15 protein-coding genes are annotated in these 13,273 nt (G+C 68.4%); 7 read left to right on the top strand and 8 right to left on the bottom strand.

The features are described 5' to 3' along the window. Window positions 1-2: 2 nt before the first annotated feature. From L2D01_12320 to L2D01_12310, 3 genes are read right to left on the bottom strand one after another with little or no spacing between them, the layout of a single operon-like run. Window positions 3-446 (bottom strand): hypothetical protein, encoded by a 444-nt coding sequence (locus tag L2D01_12320; protein WBQ09667.1) that lies wholly within the window; start codon window positions 444-446, stop codon window positions 3-5. Next, window positions 443-766 carry a rod-binding protein gene (locus L2D01_12315; GenBank protein ID WBQ09666.1) on the bottom strand — a complete coding sequence of 108 codons (324 nt, stop codon included), beginning with the start codon at window positions 764-766 and terminating at the stop codon, window positions 443-445. Before L2D01_12315 ends, L2D01_12320 begins: the two co-directional genes overlap by 4 nt. After that, window positions 766-1,872, bottom strand: a complete 1,107-nt coding sequence (locus tag L2D01_12310) for a flagellar basal body P-ring protein FlgI (GenBank protein WBQ09665.1) — start codon at window positions 1,870-1,872, stop codon at window positions 766-768. The genes L2D01_12315 and L2D01_12310 overlap by 1 nt, the downstream gene beginning before the upstream one ends. A 229-nt stretch (window positions 1,873-2,101) precedes the next feature. Here L2D01_12310 and L2D01_12305 point away from each other — a divergent pair, with 229 nt between their 5' ends. Together L2D01_12305 and dksA are read left to right on the top strand one after the other, a co-directional pair. Beyond that, window positions 2,102-2,527 carry a flagellar assembly protein FliX gene (locus L2D01_12305; protein WBQ09664.1) on the top strand — a complete coding sequence of 142 codons (426 nt, stop codon included), beginning with the start codon at window positions 2,102-2,104 and terminating at the stop codon, window positions 2,525-2,527. Window positions 2,528-2,669: 142 nt separating this feature from the next. Further along, window positions 2,670-3,101, top strand: a complete 432-nt coding sequence (gene dksA / locus L2D01_12300; GenBank protein ID WBQ09663.1) for an RNA polymerase-binding protein DksA — start codon at window positions 2,670-2,672, stop codon at window positions 3,099-3,101. Window positions 3,102-3,109: 8 nt separating this feature from the next. Here dksA and L2D01_12295 read toward each other — a convergent pair whose 3' ends face one another. Genes L2D01_12295 through flgF form a run of 5 tightly spaced genes read right to left on the bottom strand, consistent with a single transcriptional unit; the run spans window position 3,110 to window position 6,823 of the window. Further along, on the bottom strand, window positions 3,110-3,496 hold the full coding sequence (locus tag L2D01_12295) for a hypothetical protein (protein WBQ09662.1): 387 nt from the start codon (window positions 3,494-3,496) through the stop codon (window positions 3,110-3,112). Window positions 3,497-3,500: 4 nt separating this feature from the next. Further along, on the bottom strand, window positions 3,501-4,298 hold the full coding sequence (locus tag L2D01_12290; GenBank protein ID WBQ09661.1) for a flagellar basal body L-ring protein FlgH: 798 nt from the start codon (window positions 4,296-4,298) through the stop codon (window positions 3,501-3,503). Window positions 4,299-4,310: 12 nt separating this feature from the next. Further along, window positions 4,311-5,261 carry a flagellar basal body P-ring formation chaperone FlgA gene (gene flgA / locus L2D01_12285; GenBank protein ID WBQ09660.1) on the bottom strand — a complete coding sequence of 317 codons (951 nt, stop codon included), beginning with the start codon at window positions 5,259-5,261 and terminating at the stop codon, window positions 4,311-4,313. A 19-nt stretch (window positions 5,262-5,280) separates the two neighbouring features. Beyond that, window positions 5,281-6,066: a flagellar basal-body rod protein FlgG gene (gene flgG, locus L2D01_12280; protein WBQ09659.1), complete on the bottom strand. Its 786-nt coding sequence runs from the start codon at window positions 6,064-6,066 to the stop codon at window positions 5,281-5,283. A gap of 25 nt (window positions 6,067-6,091) precedes the next feature. Then, entirely contained in the window at window positions 6,092-6,823 is a 732-nt protein-coding gene (gene flgF / locus L2D01_12275; GenBank protein ID WBQ09658.1) for a flagellar basal-body rod protein FlgF, read from the bottom strand. 266 nt (window positions 6,824-7,089) lie between these two features. Here flgF and L2D01_12270 point away from each other — a divergent pair, with 266 nt between their 5' ends. From L2D01_12270 to L2D01_12250, 5 genes are read left to right on the top strand one after another with little or no spacing between them, the layout of a single operon-like run. Next, the gene (locus tag L2D01_12270; GenBank protein WBQ09657.1) at window positions 7,090-7,638 is read left to right on the top strand and encodes a flagellar basal body-associated FliL family protein; all 549 of its coding nucleotides are present in this window, start codon (window positions 7,090-7,092) and stop codon (window positions 7,636-7,638) included. Between the two features lie 14 nt (window positions 7,639-7,652). After that, complete coding sequence (fliM, locus tag L2D01_12265; protein WBQ09656.1) at window positions 7,653-8,816, top strand: flagellar motor switch protein FliM; 1,164 nt, start codon at window positions 7,653-7,655, stop codon at window positions 8,814-8,816. After that, the gene (locus L2D01_12260) at window positions 8,813-9,211 is read left to right on the top strand and encodes a DUF6468 domain-containing protein (protein ID WBQ09655.1); all 399 of its coding nucleotides are present in this window, start codon (window positions 8,813-8,815) and stop codon (window positions 9,209-9,211) included. Before fliM ends, L2D01_12260 begins: the two co-directional genes overlap by 4 nt. A 5-nt stretch (window positions 9,212-9,216) precedes the next feature. After that, window positions 9,217-9,912: a hypothetical protein gene (locus L2D01_12255; protein ID WBQ09654.1), complete on the top strand. Its 696-nt coding sequence runs from the start codon at window positions 9,217-9,219 to the stop codon at window positions 9,910-9,912. Beyond that, window positions 9,893-13,264, top strand: a complete 3,372-nt coding sequence (locus tag L2D01_12250; GenBank protein ID WBQ09653.1) for a hypothetical protein — start codon at window positions 9,893-9,895, stop codon at window positions 13,262-13,264. The genes L2D01_12255 and L2D01_12250 overlap by 20 nt, the downstream gene beginning before the upstream one ends. Window positions 13,265-13,273: the final 9 nt, after the last annotated feature.

The raw sequence follows: 13,273 nt of genomic DNA, 5'->3' as shown, positions 1-13,273 counted from the left end.
GCTCAAGCCGTCTGATTGCACGCCAGCGCGCCCACGGCGCCGTAGCGGGCGGCGGACGGGCCGTATCCCGCCTGGGATTGTTTCTGGCGCGAAGCCTCCTCGGCGATGGCGCGCACCAGGCCTTCGGTGAGCACTTTGAGCGCTTCCACCGAGGCGTGATTGCGCGAGAGGGCAGCGTTGAAGTGCTCGGTCGCCGTGCGCAGCCGGCCTTTCAGGGCCGGCGCCAAGCCCGCAAGACGTTCGGGTTCGCGCGCGGCGCGCTGGGTTTCGGCGCGGTAGAGCGTGGCCAGGCGCATTTTCTCGGTCTGCAGATGAACCGCCTCATGGGGGCGGCGCGCCTCGAACAGGTCGGTTTCCTGTTCCAACAGGACTGTCAGGCGCGATGTCAGGCGGATCATCGCTTCGGCGCGTTCGGTCGGGGTCTGGGCGGCGAGCTCGGTGGTCACGATCCGGCCTCCTGATATCTGAGCATTTCACGCGCCAGGGAATCGGCCAGGCCAATACCGCCGGCCCGGGTGATCACCTTGGCGTATTCTTCATTGAGCATGGAGCTGAACGCCGCTTCGCCGGGCCCGCCGCCAAAGCTCGACTGGGTGGTCTCACCCATCATCGCTTCGAGCACCTGGGCCAGGAACACGGATTCGAAGTCTTCCGCCGTGGCGCGCAGCTGATCGGGCGTGCGGGCCTGACGGGCCTGAGCGCCGCCCGGCGCAGAGCGCGCCGACAGCATGGCCGCCTGCATCTGGGCGTCGAGCAGGCCGTCCATCACAGCACCTCGATATCAGCTTGCAGCGCGCCGGCGGCCTTGATGGTCTGCAGGATCGTGATCAGATCGCGCGGACTGACTCCCAGCGCATTGAGCCCGTCGACCAGTTCGCGCAGCGTCACCGTGCCTTGCAGCACGCCCATCTCGCGCATGTCTTCCTGCACCGACACATCGGTGCGCGGCAACACCACCGTTTCGCCGTCCGAGAAGGGGGCGGGCTGGCTGGCGATGGGGCTTTCCGAGACCGTGACCGTCAGACCACCCTGGGCGATGGCGACGGTGGAGACGCGCACATTATCGCCCATCACAATGGTGCCGGTGCTTTCGTCGATCACGACGCGGGCGCGCATGTCGGTCTGCACGCGCAGCTGCTCCACATCGGCGATCAGCGACACCATGTCCCCGCGAAAGCTCGCAGGCCGGGTCAGCGCCACGGTGGAGGGGTTCTGCGCCGAGGCCACGCCGGAGCCGAGATAGGCGTTGATGGTGTCGGCCATGCGCCGGGCGGTGGTGAAATCGGGATTGCGCAGCGACAGGCGGATCTCGTCGCGTCCGGCCAGATCAAATTCCATCTCGCGCTCGATCACGGCGCCGTTGGCGATACGCGCCGTGGTGGGCACGCCGCGCGTCACGGTCGCAGCCTGACCGCCCGCGGCGAAGCCGCCCGCCGCGACCGATCCTTGGGCCACCGCGAACACTTCGCCGTTGGCGCCCACCAGCGGGGTGGCGATCAACACGCCGCCCTGCAGGCTGCTGGCGTCGCCCAGCGCCGAGACGGTGACGTCGATGCGCGTGCCCTGCATGGAGAAGGGCGGCAGCTCGGCCGTCACCATGACGGCAGCGACATTGCCGGTGCGCAGATCGGCTTCGCGCACATTAATGTTGAAGCGCTCCAGCATGGAGTTCATGGCCTGACGGGTGAAGGCGGCATTGCGCAGCGTATCGCCCGACCCGTCCAGTCCCACCACAAGGCCGTACCCGACCAGCTGGTTGCTCCGCACGCCCTCCACATCGGCGATGTCCTTGATGCGCGGATTGGCGTGGGCCGCCGCCGACAGGCTGGCGCACAAGGCGAGGGCGGTCAGGATTTTGACTAGTCTCATCATGGCGCACGCAACTCCGGCAGGCTCCTGTACGCGGACCTGCGAAAAGCGTGCCAAGGTTAACGTCAGAAATACCGCATTAAATCAGTAGCTTGAATTTGCACGGGCCGGCGCTATCTGCCGGTCCGGCCGCGATTAGGCAAATTCTGCCCGGCATACGGGCCGGGCTTAATCGCGCGTTAACCCAGGTTAAGCCAGCTTCTGCCTGACGATTTGCGTCCGGGGTCCCGCCATGAAAGTCAACGCGCCGCGCAGCACTCAGCCTGCCTCGCCGGTTCGCCGCAAGCCGGGCGCCGGGTCCGGACAAGGCTTTGCGCCTGACAGCGCGGCGTCGTCGTCGGCGTCCGGCGCGGCCTCCGGCGTGAGCGGGGCCGGCCCGGTCAACTCCATCGAGGCGCTGATGGCGCTGCAGGGCGCGGGCGATTATCAGGGCGCGCGCAAGCGCGCCACCGAGCGCGCCTTCTCCATTCTGGACGTGCTCGACGATCTCAAGCTGGCGCTTCTGGACGGGTCTCTGCCCCGCGACACGCTGGTGCGCCTCATGGAGACGGTGAAGACCCAGCGCGACAATACCAGCGATCCGCGCCTTGAAGCCGTGCTTGACGAGGTCGAAATCCGCGCCGCGGTGGAGCTGGCCAAGCACGGCCGGCACGGGTGATCACTGTTCAAGCGCCTCTCCTGCCTTGCAAAATTCACACTGGCGCCAAACTTGCGCGCGAGGAGAGTTGGCCGATTGACTTGAAGGGCTTGCTGGATATGCTCCGGCGCGCTCAAGGCAGGGCATGCAGGGAGGTGCTGATATGGCTGTGACCGAGTCCTCGATCGAGCTGCCCAAGGGCTACGCACCCAGCGAAGCCGAGCCCTTCATGAATGCGCGCCAGAAGGAATACTTCCGGCGCAAGCTGTCGGCCTGGAAGGATGAGATCATCCGCGAGAGCCGCTCCACCTTGTCCGCGCTTCAGGAAGATATCGGCGCGCTGCCTGATCTGGCTGACCGAGCCTCCACCGAAACTGACCGCGCGCTCGAGCTGCGCGCCCGAGACCGCCAGCGCAAGCTGGTGGCCAAGATCGATGCGGCCCTGCGCCGGATCGAGGATGACACCTATGGCTATTGCGAAGAGACCGGCGAGCCCATCTCGCTGGCGCGTCTGGACGCACGCCCGGTGGCGACGCTCAGCCTGGAAGCCCAGGAGCGCCATGAGCGCTCCGAGCGCGTCCACCGCGACGATTGAGCCACGCCTCAGCTGAGCTGGGCGCGCATCCAGGCCTCGGCTTCACTCCAGTCGGCAAAGCACCGGGACCTAAAGCCTGCCTTGTGCAGCATTTTCGTCATCATCATCGCATGCATCATATTCGCCGTGCTGTAGACGTAGGCGATGACCACCTGCCTGGGCAGGTGCTCGGCGAAAATCTCCGCAATTGACGCGAACTGCGGCACGGTGTGCTCCAAAGCGCAGTCGCTGTAATCCAGCAACAGCCCGTCGCGCCCTTCCTCGGTCAGGCGCTGGCACAGGCGCGGCGCATTGGCCCGGCTTTCGGCCACGGAATTGCGTCCGCGCGTGCGGATGCACAGCACATTGGCGCCATCAAGGGCAAAGCGTTCAATCTGGAGGGCGCTGGTTGGCATGCCCCTAGAATGGCCAAAGAAGGTTATAAACTTCCTGACCAATCGGCGGGCGCTGCATTTCGGAGATGTGGCCGCGGCCGCCATAGGAGACGCGCGCTTCGGCGATCTTGCGATGCTCGATCGTATTGTCCGCCGCGATGTCCTGCGGGCGCACGATGCCGGAGATCAAAAGCTCGCGCACCTCGTTGTTGATGCGCACTTCCTGACGCCCGTGGATCACCAGATTGCCGTTCCACAACACGTCCACGACGATGGCCGCCGCCGTCATGGAGATGGTCTCCGACCGGTTGACGCTGCCGGACCCTTGCGTGGAGGAATCGGACCCGAAGCGGGTCAAATTCGCCGGATCGATGGCGTCGTTGAAGATGGCGTCCAGAGCGGCTTCGCCGCCGAGGAAATTGGTCAGGTTGGAGCGCTCCGAGGTCTGGCGCGCGCGCGAGGTCTGGTTCTGCACCTGGGCGCGGTCAGAGATTTCGATGGTCACCGTCAGAATATCGCCCACATGGGCGGCGCGCGGATCGCCAAAGAAGGTGGTCGTATTGGCGCTCCACAGCGAATTGACGTTGCGGCGCTGGTGGGCGCGCTCGGCCATCAGCTGCTGGATGCGCGCCGCGCGCGCTGCGTCGATCTGCGCCGGCGTCATGCCCGCACTGCTCACCGCGCCGGTCAGGACCGCCGTATTGTCCATCGGCGACAGGGGCGGCGGCTGGCCGACATAGGACAGCCGGTCGGTGGCCGCGCAGGCGGTTAACAGGACGCCGGCGAGCGTGACGGCGGCGGTGTTCATCAAGGTCGCGCGCATGGCGGCTGGCTCCTAGTTGGTGAAGGTGGGACCCGACGCGACCCGGGCCTGGCCTGGCGCCTCGGCGATCGCGTCGATGGTGCGGTTGGATTGAAGGTTCAAAAAGCGCGCCGTCTGGCCCTCGGACGCATTGTCCAGCGCCCGCGCGCGCGCGGTCAGCACCAGCCCGCCGGCCTGATAGACCAGCTGCACGGTGTCGCCGCGATTGATCAGGACCGGCGCCTGCAGGTCCAGGGCGCGCAGCGGCGTGTCGGCGCGCAGTGTGCGGCGGGCCTCCTGGCCGACCAGCGCGTCGGCGCTCATCAGCGTGTCGGGGCGGACCTGGCCTGCCGCCAGCCGCTCCCAGCGCACCATGTCGTCGGTGATGACATCGCCGCGGGCCACGGCGCGGGTCAGCACCGGGACATCACTGACCGGCTGGACCCGGCCGCCGACGCGCTCGGGCGCGGCGCCCGGCCAGGGTGCGATCTCGGCGCGGAACAGACCCGCGCGCGCATCATGCTCCAGGCTGACCAGCTCGGGCCCGCCCGCGCTGTCCAGCGGGGCGTGAAGCGTCTGGGTGCGGTTGGACAGCTCCACCAGATGGGCCTGGCCGCTTTCCACGTACAGGGCTTCCTCGATCAGGCGGGCGATATCGGTGGCGCTGACCGTGCGCGCGGCGCGCTCCACGGTCACCCGCATCACGCCGCCCGCATTGGCCCAGCTGAGGCCGTGGCGCGCGGCCTCGGCGCGGATAAAGGCCGGATCCAGCGACACGCGCTGACCGGGCGCTGGCGCGCGCGCCAGAATGGCGTCCGCCGCCTCGCCGGCGCCGTCGAACAGATCGCCCAGCGTGATCACGCCATCCAGAGTGGTCAGCCGGTCTTTCAGGATCACCGTGCGCGCCTCGTCCGCATCGGCGGCGGGCGGCGCGGCAAGGGAGAGGACGGCGAGCGCGGAGAGCAGGGCGAGGGTGCGGGTCATGGCGTGCCTTTCCTAATCCTCAGCGCAGGTTCGACGAGGCGGCGAGCATCTCGTCGGCGGCGCTGATGACGCGGGCGTTCATTTCGTAGGCGCGCTGGGCCTGGATGAGGGCGGTCACCTCGGTGACGGCGTCCACATTGGAGCTTTCGATGAAGCCCTGACGCACCACGCCGAAGCCGGGATCGCCCGGCACGCCGGGCTGCGGCGCGCCGGAGGCTGCGCTCTCCAGCAGCAGATTGCCGCCAATCTGTTCGAGGCCTGCCTCGTTGGCGAAGATCACCAGCTCCAGCTGGCCCACCACTTGCGGCTCGGCCTCGCCGTCGAGCAGGGCCTGAACCTGGCCTTGCTGGTTGATCACCATCTGGCGCGCTTCCACCGGCACCACGATGCCGGGTTCCACCCGGTAACCGTCAGACGTCACCAGCTCGCCCTCAGGGCTGAGGGAGAAATTGCCCGCCCGCGTATACGCCTCGCCGCCATTGGGCAGCTGGATACGGAAATAGCCGTCGCCCGAAATGGCGACGTCATAGGGGTTGGCCGTCTGGGACAGGCTGCCCTGTTCGGTGATGCGGTAGACCGAGCCGGCATTGACCCCGAGGCCGACCTGCACCCCGGTGGGCACGATAGTTCCGGCGTCAGACGAGGCCGCGCCGGGCTGGCGCAGGGTCTGGTAGAGCAGATCCTGAAACTCGGCCCGCTGGCGCTTGAACGCCGTGGTGTTCATGTTCGCCAGATTGTGGGCGATCACTTCAACGGCCAGCTGCTGGGCTTCCATCCCGGTGGCGGCGGTGGACAGGGCGCGCATGATGCAGTCTCCAGCTTAAGGAAAATTACGGCCGGCCAAGGCGTTCGATCGCCTTGCGGCTCAGTTCGTCGGCGTCGCGGATCATGCGGGTCACCGACTGATACGCGCGGCTGACCTCCATCATCCGGCTCATTTCAAGGATGGCGCGGACATTCGAGCTCTCGCTGAAGCCCTGGCGCACAACCGGGCGTTCATCGAGGCGCGCGGCGTCTTCGGGCGCCGCATACCGGTTGTCGCCGATCTTGGAGAGCTGGCCCGGCGCTTCGAACACGGCCAGCGCCAGACGCGCGCCGGGATTGCCGTTCTGGATCAGCACGCCGTCTGTGCCGAACTGCACGGGGCCCGCGTTCGGGTCCAGCACGATGGGCGCGCCGCCTTCATCCAGCACACGCGCGCCGTCGGACGCCGTCAGCTCGCCCTGGGCATTGAGCGTGAACCGCCCGTCGCGGGTGAAGCGATCGCCGGCCTGGGTTTCCAGAACAAAGAAGCCCGGCCCGTCCAGCGCCAGATCCAGCGGGCGCCCGGTGGAGGTCAGCGCGCCCTGGGTGAAGTCGCGCGCCATGGCCCATTCGCCGACAAACTGCACCTGCGGCGGGCCGTCTTCGTGGCGCGCGCGGCGGGTCTCGCGCGATTCCAGCATCACGCGCTCGGCCTTGAAGCCGTCCGTGTTGATGTTCGCGATATTGTTGGCCGTGATGTCCATCTCGCGGCGCAGCGTGAGCTGGCGCGACAGACCGATGAGCATCGCATTGTCCATGGGGCGCCTCTCCTTCTGGCGTTGAGCCCCAGCCGCGGGTTCTTGGCGGCCGTTCCTGATCGCTGGCGCAAGCCTCGTGCCATGGTTAATGCATTGATTTCATTGAGGCAGGCCGTGGGCCGCCTTGATCAGATGGTGCAGGCTTGCCGCTCAGGTGTGCACAAGGCGGCAATAACTGCCGGGTGAACGCGCTTTCCCAACGAATCGTTAACCGCAGCGGCGGTTAATGCCCGTTGATCGCAATTGCGCCGCGACAGGAGCAGGCCATGGCCGAGGATGTGGAAAAAGAGGGCGAGGCGGACGGCGCTGAAGGCGAAGCCGGCAAGTCCAAGCCTGATATCAAGAAGCTGGCCCTGTTTATCGGCCTGCCGGCGGTGATCCTCATTCTCGCGGGCGTCGCGGGCGCCTTGCTGTTGCTGGGCGGCGGCGAGGACGAGGTGGATGTGGCCGCGGCCGAAGCCGCTGAAACCGCCGCGCTTGAGCAGCAAACCTATATGGACCGGATGGCCACCGCCTCGCCCCTGGACGAGCCGATCACCGTCTCTCTGGTCGGGACCGGGCGGCGCACCACCATCATCGTATCCTTCCAGGTGGCGTACCAGGATGCCCGCGTGGCCGAGCAGCTGGCCGATCCGATGCGCCGCCAGGTGCTCAGAGACAGCTACCTGGAATTTCTGCGCACGCTGCGCCCTGAAGACCTGGACGGCTCCATGGGGCATTTCCGCTTCAAGGCCGAGCTGGTGCGCCGCACGAACCTGATCATCGCCCCGCTCGAGGTGGACGATGTCCTGTTCGACGAATTCATGATGCAATAGCGGGGAAACGGGCTGTGAGCGACGTCGATCAGGAAGCCATGGCCGCCGAATGGGAGGCGGACGCTGCGGGCGATCAGCCCGACGCCGGCGCATCCGGCGGCGCGCCTGAAGACGGCGACGCGCTGGCGTCTGAATGGGAGGCGATGGTCGGGGACGAGTCCCAGACCTCCCTGCCGGCCCAGAACGGTCAGAGCCAGGAGCGCATCCTCAATCAGGACGAGATAGACTCCCTGCTCGGCTTCTCGGTTTCGGACGACGAAACCAATGAGCGCTCGGGCATCCGCGCCATCATCAACTCGGCGCTGGTGTCCTACGAGCGCCTGCCCATGCTGGAGATCGTCTTCGACCGCCTGGTGCGGCTGATGACGACGAGCTTGCGCAATTTCACCTCGGACAATGTGGAGGTGAGCCTTGATAATATCTCCTCCATCCGGTTTGGCGACTACCTCAACTCCATCCCGCTGCCCGCGATCCTGGCGGTGTTCCGGGCGCGCCAGCTCGACAATTTCGGCCTGCTGACAGTGGATTCCAATCTCATTTATTCCATCGTGGACGTGCTGCTGGGCGGACGGCGCGGCACCTCGGCCATGCGTGTGGAGGGACGGCCCTACACCACCATCGAGCGCACGCTCGTGCAGCGCATGATCGAAGTGGTGCTCAATGATGCGCGCGCCGCTTTTGCGCCGCTGACCGAGGTGGATTTCGATCTCGACCGGGTCGAGACCAATCCGCGCTTCGCCGCCATCGCCCGCCCGGCCAACGCCGCCATCCTGGTCAAGCTGCGCATCGACATGGAAGACCGCGGCGGCCGCATCGAGATGCTGCTGCCCTACGCCACGCTGGAGCCGATCCGCAAAATGCTGCTGCAGCAGTTCATGGGCGAGAAGTTCGGGCGCGACAATATCTGGGAAAGCCATTTGGCGACCGAGCTGTGGTCCACCAAGGTCGAAGTCGCCGCCGTGCTGGACGAGATGCAAAAGCCTCTCGGCGAGGTGATGAAGCTGAAAGTGGGCGACACGCTCCTGCTCGATACCGGCCCGGACGGCGCGATTGAATTGCGGTGTGGCCCGATTCAGCTGACCCACGGGCGTATGGGCCGCATTGGCCACAATATCGGCGTGCGGCTCGACGCCCCGCTCTCGTCCGCCGCCCGCAAATCGGTAATGAGGTTCACATGACGCTCGCAGCTTTCGCTTTTGAAGGACTGGTCTGTCTCCTGCTGGCGGCGGCCGCGATCATGTGCTGGCGCGTGGATCGCCGGCTGCGCACGCTGCGCGAGGGGCAGGACGGCCTCAAGGAGACCATCGCCAGCCTCAATGACGCCGTGGACCGCGCCCGCGCCAGCCTGGCCGCGCTGGACCGGGCCGCGCGCGAGCAGGGCGCAAGCCTGAAGGGCGATGTCGAACAGGCCCGGCGCCTGTGTGACGAGCTTCGCTTCCTGGGCGCCGGGGCTGACGAGCAGGCCTCGCGCCTGTCCGAGCGGTCGCAACGCACCTGTGCCCCGCGCGCCGCCGCTGCGCCGCAAGCCGATGACGCGCGCCGCCGTCTCGAGACGCTCAAGGCGATGAGGTAAGATCAATGCGCGCCGCCCGTCCGCTCCTCCTCCTGTCGGTCGTTCTGGCCGGGCTGCTGGCCCTGAAAGGCCTGTCGCTCGCCGACGGCGCGATCACCTGGCTGGGCGAGGCGTCCGCCTATGCCGTCGAAGATCCCGCGCCCGCAGACGACGAACCCGCGCCGCCTGACGAGTCCGCTGAAGCGCCGCCACCTCTGCCGCCTCTGCCAGACGAGTCCGCGCCCATGGCGTTGCCCTCCCAGGCCGAGCTGGACCTGCAAAGCCGCGTCGCCCAGCGCATGCGCGCCCTGGACCGCCGCGCCGCCGAGCTCGACACGCGCGAGCAATTGATCACCGTCGCCGAGCGCCGCCTGGACGAGCGCGAGGTGCAGCTGCTCGCTCTGCGCGACGATATCCAGACGCTGGTCGATACCCTCAACGCGGCGCGTGACAATCAGCTCGGCGCCATCGTGCAGGTCTACGCCACCATGGAGCCCGAAGCGGCGGCCCCGGTGCTGGAGACCTTGATGGTCACCGATCGTGACACGCTGATCCAGATCGCCGCGGCGCTGCAGGAGATGAATGCGCGTCGCTATTCGCAGATCATGGAGGCCGCCAATCCGCGCTTCGTCGCCGACCTGACGACCCTGCTGGCAGCGCGCGCCCAGCCGCCTCTGACCCGTGCAGAAATGGAGGCGCGACGTGTCGCGGCGGTGGACTGACCTGCGCGCCCTGATCGCCGCAGCCCTGGCGGCGCTGGCGGCGGGGGCCGCGACAGCGCAGGTCCCGGCCAGCGTGTCGGTGGAGCGCACCGGCGCCACCGCGCGCCTGTTGATCACCTTGCCTGAAAGTTCCGGCGGCGCATTGACAGCCGAGGCCGATGTGGCCGCCGGCGCGGTTCTGGTCGCGCGCCTGTCCGAGCCGGTGATTCTGGATGCGGACGCGGTGCGAGATGCGCTGCCGGACATCGTGGCCATGGCCCGGCTGGACGCGGACGGGCGCACGCTGCGCCTGGCGCTGAACCGTGCCGTCGAGCCGCGCGTTTCGGTTTCTCACAATGTCATCGCGCTGGATCTGGCCGCGCCCGGCGCTCCGGCGCTGGCCCCCTTCGTCAGCGATTTCGTCATTCGCCAGCGCGAGGCGCAAGCCGCTCGCGAGGCCGCCGCAGCAGAGGCTGCCGAGGCCGCCGCCGCCCCCCTGCCGCCTCTGGCCGCCAGCGTGCGTGTGGGCGAGGCGAGCGACTGGTCGAGGCTCATCTTCACCTGGCCCGAGCCCGTTGAGTGGACGCTGGAGCAAAGCGCGCAGGAGATGCGCCTGCGCTTTGCCCGCGAGGCGGAGATTGATCTCTCCGACCTTTTGGGCGCGCCGCCGCGCTTCATCCAATCGGTGCGCCGCGAGCGCGATGGCGGTCAGAGCTTCATCCTGGTCTTCCGTCTGGAAGACGGCGCGACCCTGCGCGCCTGGTCCGATGCGCCGGGCGAGCTGACCGTGGATGCAGCGCGCACCCAGTCCGCCGCGAATGCGGCGCTGGCCGCCTTGCAGGCGTTCGCTGACGCCAACGGCGCCGCGCCTGAGGCGCCAGGCGTCGCCGTGCCGGAGCCTGTGGAGCTCCAGCCTGACCTGCAGTCCGAACAAACGCCTGATCCGGAGCCTGCGGACGTGACGCCGGACGCAGTTGAGCCGGACCGGGCGGATATGGATTTGCCTGCCATCGAGGTGCGGACCAATCCGGTGCCTGACGATGGCGTCGTGCAGGTGCGCGTGCAGCCTGCGCCAGGCAGCGTGGTGAGCCTGCACTTCCCCTGGGCGGCGCTCCCGGGCGCAGCAGTATTCCGGCGCGCCGGCGCGATCTGGATCGTGTTTGACGCGGCCGCCGAGCTGGATTTGAGTGCTCTGGACGCCGCGCCGTCGACACGCGTGCGCAGCCCGCGCGTCGTGTCCGGCCCGAACCATACCGCTCTGCGTTTTGAAACCGCGCCGGCGACGCTGGCCGAGGTACGCGCCGCCGGCGCGGGCTGGACGATCACGCTCGCCGATTCCCTGTCCGAGGCGCCGCATTCGGTGCGCCTGGCGCGCGATACCGGCGCCGGACGCCCGTCCGTCTTGCGCATGGCGATGTCCGGGGCGCGCTCCGTGGTCGAGTTGGCCGATCCGGTGGTCGGCGACCGGCTGTTCGTCCTGACCGCGGACGGGCGGATGACCGGCCTGCCCGAAGAGCGCCGTTTCGCCGATGCGGTTATCCTTGCGTCCACCCATGGCGCGGCGGTTCAACCCCTGTCCGACGGCCTGTCGCTGGTCGCGCGGCCCGGCGGGGCAGAGCTGATGCGTCCGGGCGGGCTGACCCTGTCGCGCGCCTCCGATCCGGCCCTGACCGCGGGCTCGGACGCCCCTGTGTCGCCAGGCTTCCTCGATTTCGAGCGCTGGCGCGGTGATCAGCCCTTCATGGAAGGCCGGCGCCATCATGAGCGTCAGGCGCGCGCGCAGGATCCCGAGAGCGTACTGGCGCTGGCGCGCTTTCTTCTCGGCTGGGAGCTGGCGACGGAGGCCGCCGGGGTCGTCCAGCTCGCGGTTCAGCTGCGGCCCGAATACGAAACCACACCCGAGATCGCCGCCATGCACGGCGCGGCGGCCTATATGGCGGGGCGCCTGGGCGAGGCCGAGCGCTATTTCGCCCACCCGGCGCTGGTCAATGATGCCGCGGCGCGGCCCTGGCAGGGCCTGCTGGCGGTGGAGCGCGGCGACTGGCCCCGGGCGCGCCGCCTGTTCGAGGAAGGGCGTGACGCGCTGTTCTTCATGGACCCGGTCTGGCGGGCGCGCATGTCTTCTGCGGCGGCCATCGCGGCGCTTAACAGCCGGGATCTGGCGGGCGCAAACGCCTGGATCGACCGCGCTCTGGCCGAACCGGCCGATCCGCGCGCCCGCGCCGAGGCGGCGGTCGCGCTGGCGGGACTGGCGGCGGCGCAAGGCGATATCGATCTGGCGCTGTCGCGCTATGCGGCGCTGGACAGTGATCCCTGGACGCCCATTCAGGCGCGCGCCCTGCTGGAGAAGACCCGCCTTGAGATGGCCCATGACCGCATCAGCGCGGATGCCGCCGCCGTGCAGCTGGAGGGGCTCCTCTATCGCTGGCGCGGCGACGAGGTGGAGCAGGCGGTGGCCGGCATGCTGGGCACAGCCTATGCGCAGGCCGGGCGGTATGAGGAAGCCTTCGCGATCATGAGCTCAGCCCAGGAACGCTTCCCGGGCAGCCGCGTGGCGCGCCAGCTGGGCGTCGACATGCAGGAGGAGTTCCGCCGCCTGTTCGAAGGCGAGCGGTTTGACCGCATGGACCCCATGCAGGCGCTGGCGCTCTGGTACGACAATCATGCGCTGACGCCGCAGGGCCCGTCCGGTCACCGCATCGTGCGCCGCATCGCGCGCCGGCTGGTGGAGATCGGCCTGTTCGACCGGGCGGCGCAATTGCTGGACCACCAGCTCAGCCCCGACGTGACCATGACGAGCCTGGCGCGCGCCCAGATCGCCGAGGAGCTGGCGCAGGTCCATCTTATGGACGGCAATCCGGAAGCGGCCCTGAACGCCATCGAACGCACCCGCATCGCGGGCCTGCCAGGTGATCTGGTCGCCTCGCGGCGCATGCTCCAGGCGCGCGCGCTGGCGGGCCTCAACCGCCCCGATCAGGCGTTGGAGCTGATCAGTTCCGACCGCTCGCCCGAAGCCGACCGCCTGCGCGCCGACATCGCCTGGGACACCCGGCGCTGGGATGAAGCGGGCCGGCGCCTGGAGGCAATGCTGGGCGAGCGCTGGCGCGATGACGCGCCGCTGGCCGATTCCGAAACCCACGACGTGTTGCGCGCGGCGCTGGCCTATGCGCTGGCCGAGGAGCGTCCGGGGCTGGAGCGTGTGGAGGCGCGCTATGGCGCGGCCATGGCCGCCAGCCGCCACGCCGACGCCTTCGCCCTGGTGTCTGACAGCACGGGCCGGTCCAGTGATCCGCGCCTGTCGGCGCTGGCCAGCACATTGTCCGATGTCGGCGGCGCACGCGCCTGGCGCGGCGGGTTCGGGGCCGGGCGCTAGGTTCGACGC

The organism is Hyphomonadaceae bacterium ML37 (assembly GCA_027627685.1).
Lineage (GTDB): Bacteria > Pseudomonadota > Alphaproteobacteria > Caulobacterales > Maricaulaceae > Oceanicaulis.
The sequence above is the reverse complement of the archived record's forward strand: the minus strand, read 5'-3'. Positions and strand labels throughout refer to the sequence as shown.

Coding starts and splice junctions, on each gene's coding strand:
- L2D01_12315 (WBQ09666.1), bottom strand. CDS start 766: ATGGACGGCCTGCTCGACGCCCAGATGCAGGCGGCCATGCTGTCGGCG.
- L2D01_12310 (WBQ09665.1), bottom strand. CDS start 1,872: ATGATGAGACTAGTCAAAATCCTGACCGCCCTCGCCTTGTGCGCCAGC.
- L2D01_12305 (WBQ09664.1), top strand. CDS start 2,102: ATGAAAGTCAACGCGCCGCGCAGCACTCAGCCTGCCTCGCCGGTTCGC.
- dksA (WBQ09663.1), top strand. CDS start 2,670: ATGGCTGTGACCGAGTCCTCGATCGAGCTGCCCAAGGGCTACGCACCC.
- L2D01_12295 (WBQ09662.1), bottom strand. CDS start 3,496: ATGCCAACCAGCGCCCTCCAGATTGAACGCTTTGCCCTTGATGGCGCC.
- L2D01_12290 (WBQ09661.1), bottom strand. CDS start 4,298: ATGCGCGCGACCTTGATGAACACCGCCGCCGTCACGCTCGCCGGCGTC.
- flgA (WBQ09660.1), bottom strand. CDS start 5,261: ATGACCCGCACCCTCGCCCTGCTCTCCGCGCTCGCCGTCCTCTCCCTT.
- flgG (WBQ09659.1), bottom strand. CDS start 6,066: ATGCGCGCCCTGTCCACCGCCGCCACCGGGATGGAAGCCCAGCAGCTG.
- flgF (WBQ09658.1), bottom strand. CDS start 6,823: ATGGACAATGCGATGCTCATCGGTCTGTCGCGCCAGCTCACGCTGCGC.
- L2D01_12270 (WBQ09657.1), top strand. CDS start 7,090: ATGGCCGAGGATGTGGAAAAAGAGGGCGAGGCGGACGGCGCTGAAGGC.
- L2D01_12260 (WBQ09655.1), top strand. CDS start 8,813: ATGACGCTCGCAGCTTTCGCTTTTGAAGGACTGGTCTGTCTCCTGCTG.
- L2D01_12255 (WBQ09654.1), top strand. CDS start 9,217: ATGCGCGCCGCCCGTCCGCTCCTCCTCCTGTCGGTCGTTCTGGCCGGG.